The 15,075-nt window shown below is 36.8% G+C and carries 13 protein-coding genes; 7 read left to right on the top strand and 6 right to left on the bottom strand.

Annotation, left to right across the window (positions count from 1 at the left end; all coding sequences use genetic code 11):
* Positions 1–216: 216 nt before the first annotated feature.
* The gene (locus tag OW492_RS01185; RefSeq protein WP_290037863.1) at positions 217–687 is read left to right on the top strand and encodes a peptide-methionine (S)-S-oxide reductase; all 471 of its coding nucleotides are present in this window, start codon (positions 217–219) and stop codon (positions 685–687) included.
* A gap of 57 nt (positions 688–744) precedes the next feature.
* Here OW492_RS01185 and OW492_RS01180 read toward each other — a convergent pair whose 3' ends face one another.
* Positions 745–1,353 carry a LysE family translocator gene (locus OW492_RS01180; RefSeq protein ID WP_290037861.1) on the bottom strand — a complete coding sequence of 203 codons (609 nt, stop codon included), beginning with the start codon at positions 1,351–1,353 and terminating at the stop codon, positions 745–747.
* A gap of 436 nt (positions 1,354–1,789) precedes the next feature.
* Here OW492_RS01180 and OW492_RS01175 point away from each other — a divergent pair, with 436 nt between their 5' ends.
* From OW492_RS01175 to OW492_RS01165, 3 genes are all read left to right on the top strand, one after another.
* Complete coding sequence (locus OW492_RS01175) at positions 1,790–3,217, top strand: PLP-dependent aminotransferase family protein (protein ID WP_290037859.1); 1,428 nt, start codon at positions 1,790–1,792, stop codon at positions 3,215–3,217.
* A 75-nt stretch (positions 3,218–3,292) separates the two neighbouring features.
* The gene (locus OW492_RS01170) at positions 3,293–4,093 is read left to right on the top strand and encodes a phytanoyl-CoA dioxygenase family protein (RefSeq protein ID WP_290037857.1); all 801 of its coding nucleotides are present in this window, start codon (positions 3,293–3,295) and stop codon (positions 4,091–4,093) included.
* A gap of 188 nt (positions 4,094–4,281) precedes the next feature.
* Complete coding sequence (locus OW492_RS01165; protein ID WP_290037855.1) at positions 4,282–5,241, top strand: SMP-30/gluconolactonase/LRE family protein; 960 nt, start codon at positions 4,282–4,284, stop codon at positions 5,239–5,241.
* A gap of 59 nt (positions 5,242–5,300) precedes the next feature.
* Here the strand turns inward: OW492_RS01165 and OW492_RS01160 are convergent, their stop codons facing one another.
* From OW492_RS01160 to OW492_RS01145, 4 genes are all read right to left on the bottom strand, one after another.
* Positions 5,301–5,930, bottom strand: a complete 630-nt coding sequence (locus OW492_RS01160) for an isoprenylcysteine carboxylmethyltransferase family protein (RefSeq protein WP_290037853.1) — start codon at positions 5,928–5,930, stop codon at positions 5,301–5,303.
* A gap of 178 nt (positions 5,931–6,108) precedes the next feature.
* Positions 6,109–6,768 carry an NAD(P)H-dependent oxidoreductase gene (locus OW492_RS01155; protein WP_290037851.1) on the bottom strand — a complete coding sequence of 220 codons (660 nt, stop codon included), beginning with the start codon at positions 6,766–6,768 and terminating at the stop codon, positions 6,109–6,111.
* Between the two features lie 224 nt (positions 6,769–6,992).
* On the bottom strand, positions 6,993–7,802 hold the full coding sequence (gene yidA, locus OW492_RS01150) for a sugar-phosphatase (RefSeq protein ID WP_290037849.1): 810 nt from the start codon (positions 7,800–7,802) through the stop codon (positions 6,993–6,995).
* Positions 7,803–7,875: 73 nt separating this feature from the next.
* Positions 7,876–9,786 (bottom strand): RecQ family ATP-dependent DNA helicase, encoded by a 1,911-nt coding sequence (locus tag OW492_RS01145; protein ID WP_290037847.1) that lies wholly within the window; start codon positions 9,784–9,786, stop codon positions 7,876–7,878.
* A 299-nt stretch (positions 9,787–10,085) separates the two neighbouring features.
* Between OW492_RS01145 and OW492_RS01140 the strand changes: the two genes are divergently transcribed.
* Positions 10,086–11,318 carry a multidrug effflux MFS transporter gene (locus OW492_RS01140; RefSeq protein WP_290037845.1) on the top strand — a complete coding sequence of 411 codons (1,233 nt, stop codon included), beginning with the start codon at positions 10,086–10,088 and terminating at the stop codon, positions 11,316–11,318.
* Positions 11,319–11,341: 23 nt separating this feature from the next.
* On the opposite strand, the gene OW492_RS01135 is transcribed toward OW492_RS01140, so the two are convergent.
* Entirely contained in the window at positions 11,342–11,638 is a 297-nt protein-coding gene (locus OW492_RS01135) for a hypothetical protein (protein WP_290037842.1), read from the bottom strand.
* 276 nt (positions 11,639–11,914) lie between these two features.
* On the opposite strand from OW492_RS01135, the gene OW492_RS01130 reads away from it, so the two are divergent.
* Together OW492_RS01130 and OW492_RS01125 are read left to right on the top strand one after the other, a co-directional pair.
* The gene (locus tag OW492_RS01130; RefSeq protein WP_290037840.1) at positions 11,915–12,868 is read left to right on the top strand and encodes a phosphate/phosphite/phosphonate ABC transporter substrate-binding protein; all 954 of its coding nucleotides are present in this window, start codon (positions 11,915–11,917) and stop codon (positions 12,866–12,868) included.
* A 216-nt stretch (positions 12,869–13,084) separates the two neighbouring features.
* The gene (locus OW492_RS01125) at positions 13,085–15,061 is read left to right on the top strand and encodes an EAL domain-containing protein (protein ID WP_290037838.1); all 1,977 of its coding nucleotides are present in this window, start codon (positions 13,085–13,087) and stop codon (positions 15,059–15,061) included.
* Positions 15,062–15,075 lie beyond the last annotated feature (14 nt).

Raw genomic sequence — 15,075 nt, 5'->3', positions numbered from 1 at the left:
TTAAGTGTTAATAACCATTAATTAAGCATGGATAATCTCCCTTTTTACTATGCTTTTCAATAGAAATAGTTAACTCTTGAGCAATACAGTCAAAAAATAAATTTATATTAGTGCCAATTCAGCAATGAGTATTTTAAAAACGATTAGCAAATGACTAATGATTTATTTAGACTGCTTGTCATTATTTAACTACCCAAAAAATGAATAGGAAATACAGTGCAAGAAATTTATTTAGCCGGCGGATGCTTATGGGGAGTTCAAGAGTACTTAAGACATTTACCCGGTGTGACCTTTACTGAAGTGGGCAGAGCAAATGGCGCAACCCAAACATTAGACGGCGATTATGATGGTTATACTGAATGTGTAAAAACGCATTTTAATCCAAATATTATCTCTTTAAACACGCTCATTGCACGTTACTTTGAAATCATCAACCCATACAGTATTAATAAACAAGGGATCGATGAAGGTGAAAAATATCGAACAGGGATCTACTCAACACAAGCTGAACACCTAATAATAGCAGAGCAGTTCATTGAGAGTCGTGACGATAGCGCTAAAATAGCCGTTGAAGTATTACCTTTAAGTAACTACATTAAAAGTGCAGCGGAACACCAAGATAGATTACAACACTATCCTGATGATTATTGTCATATCCCGCAAGCAATCCTACATAAATATAAGTAATACCATACCAGCTTATTTATGCGATTTTAGGGAAGAGGTTGTTACCAACCTCATCACTTAATTCAAAATAAAAAATAACGTGCCCACTGTCATTGCTCCCATAGTGTAATTAAAACGCTTTTTACGTTTGGCAGTGGTCAACCATTGTGCAATGCCCACACCCAGATAAGCCCAAATGCTAATAGCCACAAATCCGTTCACAGCAAAACACAACATGATCCATAAACCAGAAATCAGATATTGATCACCCGTTAAGGTGAAGGTGCTAATACTACCTACTCCCATTGCCCACGCTTTAGGGTTCACAAACTGAAAACACGCTGCACCTAGAAATGACATGGGTTTATTTTTTTCTGATTTACTCCCCATAGCAGATCCATCAGTAGACGCAGTAGTTATTTTCCACGCCAACCAAAAAAGGTAGACACTACCTAATACTTTTAATATGTCATAAAAAGAAGGAAAACGTTCAAGCACAGCGCCTAATCCAAGCAAAACCGAGGTTAACAAGCAAGCAATCCCAGCAATAATTCCGAAAACATGTGGTAATGTTTTTTGATAACCAAATTGAGCCCCTGACGCTAACAACATAACATTGTTTGGCCCTGGCGTTACCGACATAACAAAAGCAAATAAAGAAATAGCCAACAGTGATGAGATATCCATATCACCCCCTCCCTACAATAAACTGATAGAGATGACTTACCCCTTTATAAATAATGTTTTTAGCACTACTTTTAGTGAGTTCTTTGTCGACTTGATATTGTGTCTTACCAATATCCTTAAGGATTAAGCGAGGTATATTACGTAATTGCTGTCGTGTTTGATGCTGCCTACATAACAATAATATTCTATTTAAATACTGCATTGAGCCTCCTGATACTTATCATTTAATTTATTAATTCAATTTTTGAATGCCAAATGATTGTAAATAACGAAAAAAATCAATACAGATTCAAATAATATTATTTTTTAGATACAGATAGGCGTAAATACCCTCTGTATGCATAAAAATCGTCCGTTCTGTATGGTTAAGTAATGCACTTTTATTCTAGTATATGGCTCTATGGTAGAATCAAACTTGCTTTCAGGGAGGAAAACAATGGTAACAGCACTCAAACTTTACGAAAAAATTGCAAATGCATTACGTGAAAACATACAGACAGGATTATTTGTGGAAGGAGACAAGTTACCCTCCATTCGTCAGTTAGTAACAGAATTTGAAGTGAGTATCTCCACCGTACAACAAGCCTACCATCAACTTGAAATGGAGGGGTTAATAGAAGCACGTCCTAAATCAGGCTATTTTGTTGCCCATAAGATGGATTCACCCAGCCTACCTTTTACATCTAGGCCGGCACAGCGCCCCATTGAAGTATCGCAATGGCAAGATGTTTTAGAAGTGTTGTTAGCTAAAGAAGATACACAGAAAATACAACTTCAACATGCAATGCCTAATATGAAAACCTCTAGTCTGTCACCATTGCTAAAAAAAATGTCTTGGTTAATGCGTCAACAAGCAGAGCTTAGCCTCCCATACTGCGACATAAAAGGAACATTGGCATTACGAGAGCAAATAGTAGAGCTAGCCACTTATTCTGGTTGTGTACTTCACCCCGATGATTTGGTAATCACATCAGGTTGCCAAGAAGCATTATCTGTTTGTTTACGCGCAGTAACAGAACCATCGGATATTGTGGCTGTTGAATCACCAAGTTTTTATGGGTCAATGCAGGCAATTAAAGCAGCAAACTTAAAAGCCATTGAAATACCAACCAATTCCGAAAATGGGTTAAGTTTAGAGGCCTTAGAATTAGCGCTAGAGCAATGGCCTATTAAAGCCATATTAGTGACTCCAACCGTCAATAACCCTATGGGTTACAGTATGTCTGAAGCTGATAAAAAACGCCTTTATCAACTCGCACAAAGTTATGATATTAGTATCATTGAAGATGATATATATGGTGATATCAGTTACCAATCACCACGACCTAAAACCATTAAATCCTTTGACGAAGATGGCCGCGTCTTATTATGTAGCTCCTTTTCAAAAAGTGTTGCACCGGGCATTCGTGTTGGTTGGATTGCCCCAGGCCGTTATCGTGACAAAGTGACCCACATTAAATACGTAAGTAGCTCCATGTGCCCTACTTTACCGCAACTAGCGATAGCAGATTTTATTCAATCAGGTGCCTACGCTCGTCATACACGTAAAGTCCGATTGTTATATAAACAAGGACGAGATCATTTAATTCAATGTATTAAACAACACTTCCCAACAGGTACTCGTATTAGCTTTCCACAAGGTGGTTACATACTTTGGGTAGAGCTTAGTAAACGCTACGATACCGTTAAGGTATATGCACAAAGTAAAACCAGCAAAGTCAGTATTGCCCCAGGCACTTTATTTTCTGCCACTGGTAAGTTCCGACATTGCATGCGTCTTAATTTTAGTGAAAAAACGGCGTTAGAAAGAGAACAAGGTATTATTGAATTAGCCAATTTGATTAAACGGCAAGATAATGATTAATGTTTATCAGTGATTCCGCTATTATTCGCGCTCAACTATTCTCCCTTGAAATAGACTTAAGGTAATCGCAGCAATATGAACGAAACGTTAAATGATTTAAAAGTAACCTATGACCAACAGGGGTACTTTGTGTTAAAAGATTATTTCAACGCAGATGAACTAATACCATTACGACAAGTCGTTCTGTTATTTCACCAAAACTGGCAACAGGATAATCAGCATTTCTATCAAACAGAGGCATTTAATTCATCTTTAATTACAGGTACACAGTACTTAGCAGCCGCTGAAAGATTACAACTATTTAATTTCATCAGTTCAGCTAAAATGACACAGGTAATTGAAACCATTATTCCTCATAAACCTGCCTTTATGAATACTCAACTATTCTTTAACCCATGCACAACAACACAAGAAAATTTTTGGCATCGAGATTGTCAATATGACCACGATCTTGCAGGTCAACAACAAGCAATTAAAGACACACAAGTAGTGCATTTTCGAGTGCCATTGTTCGACGAACCAGGAATGGAGTTAGTACCAGGGTCACATAAACGCTGGGATACTCAGGAAGAATTAGACGTACGATTAGCGAGAAAACGTAAGTTCAGTAGCGATGAACTGTCCTCTGGTAAAAAGATCCCACTTAATACCGGTGATTTGTTAGTGTTTTCAGCAGATATGATCCACCGTGGTTTATATGGTCAAGATAGATTGGCGTTTGATACGCTTGTTTTTGACTCCTCTGGTGACTTCGTCGATTATGTTGATGATGACTGTTTACCAAACCAACAGATGCTTAAACAGATTGAAAACCCAACTATTTTTAATAACACACTCCACTTAAAGTCATTAAATTGTCATGAGCAAGCTTGCTAATTGATACCTCTGCAGTAAACAAACAATCCAAACTCTTTGTGAACTCTTATAACTAATCTAGGTCTGTTATTTAAAGGGATTAGTTTGTTTACTTTTAATGCAAAATTTTGTTATCTACAGACTAAGATGGTAATAGCCGCCATACATTTTTACAAAAAAAATATATATAAATGATAAAGGAATTAATCATGTCGATAGTTAACTCTATAAAATGGGCCACCTTAAGTTTATTAACCTTCAGCGCTGTTTTAACAAGCTTACATGCACAACAAGATACCCAGTCAGAAACCGATCACAACCCATTACAGAACATCGGAGAAGTAAAAGTGGTTGCCAGTGGATTTATCTCCACTGAAGGCCCTGTTTGGCATAAAAAATCCAATTCGTTGATCTTCAGTGATATTCCTGGTGACACTATTTATATCTTAGAGGCAGAAACAGATACCTTATCCGTTTTACGCAATCCCAGTAATAGCGCAAACGGCCTCGCATTAGATAACCAAGGATTTTTACTCGCGGCAGAGCAAAAAACCAGAATGATATCACGCATGGACCTTAGTACTTCAGAGGTCGTGCCGTTTATTAGTCGTCTTGAACTCGATGGAGAGAGTAAAAAGTTTAACTCTCCCAATGATATAGCAGTATTTCACGATGGCAGTGTATTCTTTACTGACCCTCCTTTTGGATTAAGAGGAAAAGCCTCTGACTTAGGATTTAATGGCATTTATGTGCGTTATCCTAGTGGCAAGATTAACTTAATCAAAAAAATGCCGTTAGATGAAAAACCTAATGGCATCCTTTTTAATGCACAACAAAACATCTTATATGTCGCTATTTCAGATGACCAATCTGGGCCTATTTTAGCTTATGACGTTAATTCAAAGGGGATGTTATTAAATGAGCGAGAGTTTGTTTTTGCACAAAATGCAGATGGAATGACCATTGATAAAAAAGGCAATCTATACGTTGCGACTCGTACTGGTATTGAAGTATTTTCAGCAACAGGACAGCACTGGGGGAAAATAACATTACCTAATTCATTGCGCACCACTAACTGTGCCCTAGGAGGGAAAGCGATGAGTACCTTGTATATTACCAATCGAAGTGGTGATCTCTACGCTGTGGAGCTGCCCGCGTTAACAAAATAAGAGCCAAGTGCCAATCAACCACACCTTAGTCGGTGATTGGCGCTTTAATCAAATGCTTGCTATAACCACTTTGATACTTGCGCTTGATAAGTAGCATAATTAGCAGGAAAAATGTTTAATAAATGCTTTTCTTCAGCAATGCTTTGACGTTGTAATGCAATCACACCAATCACTAAACAAGCCAATGAAAACAATGAAGGTAATGCCAAGAAAAAACCTAACTGTGATAGCATAATACTGACAAACATAGGATGACGAGAATAGCTATAAACACCAGTAGTTTGTAGATATGCTGGTCCACTTGGGTCAATCCCCGTTCGCCAATGCTTACCTAATAATAAATGGATAAAAACAGTAGAAAGGAAACCAAGTGTTAACAATACATTGCCTAAGACAATAACACTTGCTGTATTTAAAAAAGAGATGGTACCCAGATAATTATCAACATCAATAAATGCTAAGCGAATCAAACAAACAAGCCAAATCGCAGCTCTAAACACTCGGAAGGTCATGTGATTCCACCAAGTATTACAAAAACGTTTGCCTGGAAAAATCACTGATTTAGATTGTAGTTTTTGCTGTTTTCTTATAATACGAACAGTATAAAATAAAGCAACAAAAGAGTAAAAAACCGCGAGATAAACACGGGTAAAATCCACCACCTGTTGGTGGCTGTAAAAAAGTTCCATCGCTAAAATTTACCTTACTATAGCCGCCGTTCAATAATGGTTGTTCACAACATCACTGAATACTATATACCACTGCTTTTATTGAGCTACTTATTGTAAATAGCATCAGTTAATACGGAGTATTCTAACTGAAATTAGCTAACTAATTAATATTTTAAGCTTAATTTTAGCTCTCTATTTATGGTGCATTTCTTTCTGAAGGTGAACGTTTAAATGTTCTCCCCATACTTAACGGGTCAAGCAACTGTCTTTGTTGATGAGTCGCCTCTGCCCACCACATAAGTTGGTTAAAAGTTTGTGTAAAATAGTCAAACCATGAATCTTGATCTTGAGGCTCCTGGATCGCACCATCAGCGGCAAAAACGTCTTGCGCTTTGGGAATGTGAATCATCGATGAAACCGATAAACAACCTAATTCAGACAAAAATGTACGCATAGCGACGGCCGCTCTCATTCCCCCCCATTGCCCAGCAGAGTAGGTGACAATCGCACTCGGTTTATATGAAAATAGTGAACTACCAAAGTGATTTAACAAATGACTCAAAGCTAGACTCATAGAGTGATTATATTCCGGGCTAACCATAATATAACCATCACTTTGTTTAATTTTTTCAGCTAATGAATCCAAATCTGCTGGCATTTGACTTTTAGCATAGGCGAAATGAGGTTTGAAAACAGTTCCTAATGAATAGTCTAAGGCATCAACTAGCTCAAACTGATGCTCCCTATATCGCCCCTGCAAACAGGAGAGACAAGCCTCTGCCACTCTTTCTCCTAATCTTGCAGGTTTAGGAGGTGTACTATCACGTACCGAACCTAAAAATACCAAAAACTTCATTTCGCCTCACTTACAGTTAGTTAATAACTGCGATTACCCTTACATAAGTCAATAGATTATTTATACCGACTATATTAAATAAATGCTCTGAATTTCGCGCAGGAAAAATGACTTAGTTTAGGGTGTAAATTAAAGTAAATGACTGTTTCCTTTTACGAAAATTACAACGAAGAAATAAGTTATTATAACCAGTGAAATAGATCCGTTAATTAGTATGATTGGTATTAAACATCTAACACAAACTTTTGAATCGCTTTAGCGACACCACTTTCAGTATTAGACAATGTGACATAATCTGCGATCTCTTTTATATCGTCGGTAGCATTGCCCATGGCCACACCCAAGCCAGCGTACTTAAGCATATGGTAGTCATTGCCAGCATCACCAACACACATAACTTGCTCAGCTGGAATTGAAAAGTATTCAGCAATCGCCTTAACACCGATACCTTTGTTACTTTGTTTATTCAAAAACTCTAAAAAGAAAGGTGCACTTTTTAGAATAGTAAATTGCTCGTATAATTCAGCGGGTAACTTTTCAATAGCATCCGTTAATTTTTCTGGTTTATCAATGATCATCACTTTCAAAATAGCGTCGTCGTCATCAAACTCATTAAAGTCGAATAAGGTAATTAATTCGCCATTAGTGCGAGACTCTAAATCCGTGTATTCATTATGTGCTGGCGTTACTAAGCCTCTTTTTGCACAAAAGGCATGTACATGTAACCCCAGTAAATCAGCTAATGCAGCTATTTTTTTTGCATCTTTGCCCTTCAAAATTTGACTACGAATAATCTCACCACTTTTAACTTGCTGCACCACAGAGGCATTAAAACTTAAGACATAATCATCATTGCTAGTCATGCCTAACTCTTCTAATGCACCTCTCATACCACTAGTTGGACGTCCAGATACTAATACAACACGCACCCCCTTAGCACGAGCGGCATCAATAGCAGCTTTATTTTCAGCGGTGATTTTCTTATCGGGCGTCATTAATGTGCCATCAATATCTAGGGCAATCAGTTTATACATATAAATTCCTCTTTTTTCAGGCTAAAACAAGCTATTTTAACCATCAGTTCATAATAAAATTTTAGTGTTAAATTTACTCGTGTTCTTTAGTCAACCAATTAAGTACATCTGAGAAGCGATAATGTGCTAATGAAGCAAACCCTGTTAATTGACGTACTTTTAAACGCGTAAATATTGGCGTAGTTAATCCACATAAAAATCGTGCTCTTAATATATAGCTATCGTGCTCACCTAATCTTGCTGCAATAGACTGACTTAACTGAACAGGATCATATGTCTGTAAAGGTGTTAACGTCGGTACTGGCGGCATCACTGCAGGCTGACCGACACACACAGAGCAATGTCCGCATTGACTTTGTAAACGTCGATCTGAAAAATAATGAGCAAGTTGCCAATTTAAACACTGATCACTTGCAAAAAAATCTAACAAATGGTGAATACGTTGAACTTCACTCTTCTCTTTTTGTAAAAATCGAGTAATCAGTTCATCACGTAAATCTTTAGTAATATTGGATTTATCAACTTTGTAGACCTGCGTCATCTGTTTTGTTTGCAGTTCGATCAACCCTTGTTGATCAAGATAATCTAATGCGGTTAGCACTCTACTCCGGTCACATTGAACCTTAGTTTGCATACGTTCAAAATTTAAAGAAGACCAAGTACGAGCTTTATCAGAAGTGGCTAAAATTGTTTGTACAAAGTGCGCTTTTTCACCATGAAAGCGGCCCACCAACTCAACTTCAGATACTAATAATTTATATTTGTATTCTGCATAATAACTATAAGCAGGCTCGATCACCGCTTCTAATTCGAGATAAACTAATAATGTTTTTAAGGCTAACAAGCGAATATTGGATTGGGTTGATAAGCTGTTCATTACGACTTCCCATTGCCCCTGTGCCTTGCTTATCTCTTCGATAATAAAGTCCACTGCACTGGCTTCTGGTGTATCCGCATGAACAAAGTTTTCTAGTACATTTAGATTATTTTTATTAGCTAAGACCAGGCATTCTGAGGTTTTGCCATCTCGTCCTGCACGACCGATCTCCTGAGCATAGTTTTCAATGGACTTAGGTAAATCATAATGCACCACAAAACGAATATCACTTTTATCAATACCCATACCAAAAGCAATGGTTGCTACGATTAACGGTAACTGACCACTCATAAACTGTTGTTGAATTTGTTGCCTTTGTTCATTACCTAACCCTGCGTGATAGGCCGTTGCCCTGACACCTGCTTGAGTTAATGCTTCAGCTACCTGTTCCGCCGTTTTCTGTAACGTGACATAAATGACCCCAGCTTGACCTACTTTACTTTCCAGCCAAGGTACTAAACAAGGTAATTTATTCTGCTCATCAACACCTAATACAGAAAGATTCAGATTCGAACGATAGGAACCCGTTAACGTAATATGCTCAGGTTGAATGTGAAATTTATCTGCCATGTCATGGATCACTTTTTCAGTCGCTGTGGCAGTAAGTAGCAGCACTTGTTCAATAGAAAACTGTTCTCGATAAGTCGCTAATTTTAAATAATCGGGTCTAAAATTGTGCCCCCATTCACTAATACAGTGTGCTTCATCAACCACCATCAATGAGATAGGAACTTGCTTCAAAAAAGTTCTAAAACGTTCACTGTTTAAACGTTCCACTGAGATAAACAAAATCTTAATTTGACCTTCGCTAACACGTTTATAAACGTCAGCTGCTTCTGCGCCAGTTTGCATAGATTGAATGCTCGCCGCTTGAATTCCTTTACTTTGTAAAAAATCCAGTTGATCTTGAATCAAAGCTAACAAAGGAGAAACGACCAAAGTTAAATGCGGTAGATGTAACGCGGGTAATTGATAGCAGAGACTTTTTCCTGAGCCAGTAGGAAAAATAGCCGCAGCACTGTGCCCTGCTAAAAGAGATTGAATGACGGACTCTTGCCCAGGGCGAAACTGATCAAAGCCAAAATATTGCTGCAAGGTAGAATACATATAACAACTCGAAAACTAAATGAGTAAACATTTATACCATAGTTACTTATGTTTTGTAGTTATCTGTCTACACATATATCAATAAAATATAGTTAAACGATACGTCCATAAATGTGATTCAATGAAATGTAAGAACAACTTTAAAGGAATGACAACTATTCAATATAAATGCTATCTAATTGAATTTAAATATTTTACCAGCTTGTAAGTTTATAAAGATACGATCTTCACACAACAAACCTTGCCTGCTAACTAAAAGCCCCTTATCATCCTCTTGAAAATATAAACTTGAGGTCAAGATGACAACACCACAGCCTAACAAAGTCAGCAAACGATTAATTATTACTTTGTCATCTATCTATGCCATATCACCTTTTGCCATCGACAGTTACTTACCGGCTATTCCATTAATCGCCAATGAAATGCAGGTTGATATCTCCTTATTGTCAGTCACCGTCAGTTTATATATTTTAGGGTTAGCTATTGGTCAGCTAATTGGCGGCCCACTTTCTGATAAACACGGTAGATTGCCTATCATGTTGCTAGGCTTAGCGATCTTTGCTTCAGCAAGTTTATTACTTACCACCAGCACTCATATTGCTTGGTTATGGGGATGGCGATTAATGCAAGCCATTGGCGGTGGTATCGCAATTGTTGGAGTCCCTGCAACAATTCGCGACAATGCTGACGGTAAAGAGGCGGCCAAACTATTTGCTCTTGTAGCATTGATAATGATGATAGCGCCATCTATTGCACCGACCATTGGCAATTTAATTCTATCGTTACAATCATGGCATTGGATTTTCTACTTTACAGCCGGGTTTTCCTGTGTCGCTATGCTGATGGCGAAAAAATACGTTCCACATCAATCAAAGAAGCAAAAAAAGTTATTAGCAATCACCATTGAGCGTAATAAAGGCATAAAGTTTATTGAAGTATTTAAACACAAACAAGGGATCGGCTATATGATGGCCCAAGCTTTTGCCTTTGCAGTAATGATGACCTTTGTTACTAACTCCGCAATGATTTACTTGTCTATTTATGAAGTTAGCACCACTACCTTCACTCAACTTTTTGCCTTAAATATTGGTGGGTTAATCTTTATTAATCGACTAAACACACTACTATTAAACCGATTTGAACCCGCAACTTTAGCAAGATGCTTTTTAACGATGCAATTTTCAGGTGGTATTTTACTAGTCACTTCGAGCTGGTTAGCACCTAATAATTTAACACTCACTGTAATTGGCTTTATGTTAATGATCAGTGCAAACGGTGGGGTAATGGCAAATTGTAATGCATGTTTCTTAAAATATTTTGGCAAAAATGCAGGCACAGCTTCAGCAGTGTTAGGGGCTTTTCAATGTGCAATGGGAGCCACAGTGAGTGCCTTTGCAGCATTCATTAGTATGGGGTATTTACAACCTGTGGTACTGATCATGTTACTTTCTTCAACCGTGGCACTTACCGCAGTGATCCACAGCAATAAACAAGCTCGTTTGGCTGAAAATTTAGAGGCAGACAACCTGTAATCGTCTGAAGTATTGCTTATGCTTTATAGCATACTAGTGAAATGCCCATAATAAAGCTTTTCACCCACCAGTGATTCTAATACTTCACGGCTCGGTAGGCTATACCAAAGCTCAGCCGCTTGCTTAACAGCTTGCTCACTTGTCCAAGTCAGTTGCCAACAAACTTCATCTTCACGAGTAGTACTCTGTAAAATATCGTAGGAAGAAATCAACTGACCATGCTGATTAATCTCTTCGAAAATTAATAGACTTACACGCATTACCTCAGGGATATTTTGTTTAGAAACTTTAAAAATAGCAACTTCAGCGCATAAACTCATATTGTTTAACTCTTTATGAATAAGATTAAGAAGACACAGTTTTTCTTAATCTTATTCATAAAGCAAACGTTAAAATCCTGATAAATTAACCAAGGTCAAATAAGCTGAAAATAATAACCATTATGAGGTGTTATTTTTGATAAGCTAAGCTAATATTCTATTGATTGAGCGTTTGATTTTTAAGCTATTTAATCTACAAATATTATTTATTACGGTCGTTTGATGTTTGTCATCATTAAATATTTAAGCTCTAAAAATCATAAGAGAGCATTTTCAATGAACTTAACACCAATATTATTACATTTCTTTTCTACAAAGAGGTTAATTCTCCTACCTGCTTTACTACTTATTATTCCTAATGTATGTGCTACCGATACACCAGAGACTCCATTTGAACGAGACTCATTTGTTATTGGGCGTGTTAGCGACAACCCAAAAAAACATTTTAAAACATTAAAACCTTTAGCAGATTATCTCGCTGTAAACTTACATCAATACGGCATTAAAAAAGGCAATGTCATATTTGCAAAAGATAATCAACAAATGCGCCAATATATTGAACAAGGAAAAGTAGATTTAGTTTCTGAAACCGCTTTTTCTGCGACTATTTTAAGCCAAACCGATCATGCAGAAGTAATACTTAGACGTTGGAAAAAAGGCGTGGCTAATTACTGTACGTTGATTTTTGCACGTAAAGATAGCGGCATCAATTCACTAGCAGATTTGGTTGATAAGACAATCGCTTTTCAAGATCCTGGTTCAACTAGTGCTTTTTTTATCCCTTCTGCAACGCTAATTCGCAATGGCTTTGAGCTATATCCTTTAAAAAGTATCAGAGATAAGCCTCCAAAAGGAAAGATTGGGTATGTTTTTGCTAACAGTGAGATTAATATTTCCGCATGGGTAAATAACAATATTGTTGATGCAGGTGCATTCAGTAATTTAAATTGGGAAAACCCAAAAGATATGCCAGACACATTTAAACAATCTCTCTCAGTATTTTATGAAAGTGAGCACTTCCCTCGCGGTGTAGAGTTAATCCGTTCAAATATCGATCCTCGTATAAAACAAGCAGTCACCAATTTGCTACTAAACGCAGATCAAACACCAAAAGGGCAAGAAGCTTTATTAGCTCATCAAGAAACTAAAAAATATGAACCACTGTCTGAACAAGACTCTATTATGGTGATTACAAAAGCACTACAAGAAATTGTTTCTAATCAACTATAAACTTAGGAAATATCTATCCATTATAAATTATTAGAAATACTTAAAACTAAGCTTCCTTCATTACGATTAAGAGGTCGCTATGTATCAATTCATATGATCACAGTATTACTGACTGTGTTCATATTATCTTGTGTTCAACTTTACTTTTTTAATAAAAACGCGCAAACCATATTGCAACAAACAACCTTAAGCACCAGCACAAGTTTGCTTGAACAGATGAAAAAGAGAAATATTGGTGTCTTAGACTACCTTACAGAATCTTTAGTTAACCCATTATACCAACATGATTTATATGCAACTTATCACCTCCTTGCTCCCGCATTAACCAATACAGAGATACAAGCAATTTATGTTTTTGATAGCCAAGGAGCGCTATTTCATGATGGGCAAATGTATCCTAAAAACCTTGGAGTAGCTATTCAAAACACAGCCGTATTAGATTCAGTGATTAATCGTAAGAAAAATTATACTGCTGTGGATAACCATACATTAACCATAGCCAAACCTATTTTACTTGGGAATATGTTACTAGGAGGCGTGTCTTTAGAACTTTCATTGAAACAAATTAATAACGATATTGATCAAATGTCCGATATTTTCTTACAAGAAAACCAACAAAGTCTAAAAAGTATCACGCTTATCTTGTTACTTGCAGCCATTGTATTAAGTTTTATCGGTTTATTACTCTCTATTTTTATTTCCAATTCATTAGTACGTCCTATTCAAGCATTAGCATTACATGCAAAGCAGATTGGTAAGGGTAAGTTTGATCTAGTGAACAGCGTACAAAGAAACGATGAAATTGGCGAGTTAGCACAAAGTTTTAATAAAATGGGCAAAAAGCTAAAAGCACGTACTGAAGAGATCACTTTCCTTGCATATCATGATTCATTAACTTCACTACCTAATAGACCAATGTTCATTGAGCACACCTCTAAACTAATCACTAACTGTTTAAAGACTCACCAAAAATTTGTGGTGTTATTTATCGATTTAGATGACTTTAAAATGGTCAATGATAATTTTGGTCATAAAGCTGGCGATCACCTATTATGTGAAATTTCTGAGCGAATTAAAGGTCACTTAACAAAAAATAATATGACCCCACCTCATTTAGATGATGCTTTAATCGCTCGCATTGGTGGGGATGAGTTTTTAATCTGCTTACCTCAAATTAGAGTAGAAAAAGACATTAATCATTTTACACAAACACTTATAAGAAAAATTCGAGCTCCCATTACAATTAACACAGAACAAGTGATCGTTGCAGCCAGTGTAGGAATCGCAAAATTTCCTAACGACGGAAAAAATGCAGAAGAATTAATAAAAAATGCAGATATTGCCATGTTTCAAGCCAAAAAAGTGGGTAAAAATACCTTTAGTTACTTCACACTAGAGATGGACCAACACATAAAAAATAGAGCAAAATTAGAAAGAGATTTACGCAAAGCTTTAGTGAATTTAGAACAACTAGAGCTCTGGTATCAACCGCAATTTGATTTAACAAATAATACCCTTTGCGGTGCAGAAGCCCTATTACGCTGGAACCATCCTGAATTAGGAATAATCTACCCTGATCAATTTATTTCTATTGCAGAGGAAACTGGGTTAATCATCCCAATGGGTGACTGGATTATACAAAGTGCATGTAAACAACTCAAACAATGGAAGTCTCAACTAAATGGTCAGCCCTTCCACCTCGCACTCAACATGTCAGCCAGACAAATTTATCAAAATAATCCTACTGGTATATTTAAAAGGATGCTCAAAAAATATCAAATTGAAGCAGGTAACTTACATATAGAAGTAACTGAAACATTATTGATGCGTGACGAAAATGAAGCTAAAAGTATGCTCAATGCAATTAGAGAGCTTGGAGTTGAAGTCTGGTTAGACGATTTTGGTACGGGTTACTCCTCTTTAGCGTACTTGCGCCACTTTGAAGTTGATGGATTAAAAATAGATCGCAGTTTTATTCTAGATATTGACCGAGGTATTTACGATAAAGCCCTCACCTCCGCGATCATTTCGATAGCGCATAGTTTAGATATAAAAGTAGTCGCAGAAGGCATAGAAAAACAAAGTCATATCGATTTCCTTAAACAACAGCAATGTCACTTTGGACAAGGTTATTTTTATGCCAAAGCAATTCCTGCAAATGAATTTTCAGAACAGTTTTTACCCAACATGTAAAACGATTCTACAAA

Source organism: Psychromonas sp. 14N.309.X.WAT.B.A12, from assembly GCF_030397575.1.
Lineage (GTDB): Bacteria > Pseudomonadota > Gammaproteobacteria > Enterobacterales > Psychromonadaceae > Psychromonas.
The sequence above is the reverse complement of the archived record's forward strand: the minus strand, read 5'-3'. Positions and strand labels throughout refer to the sequence as shown.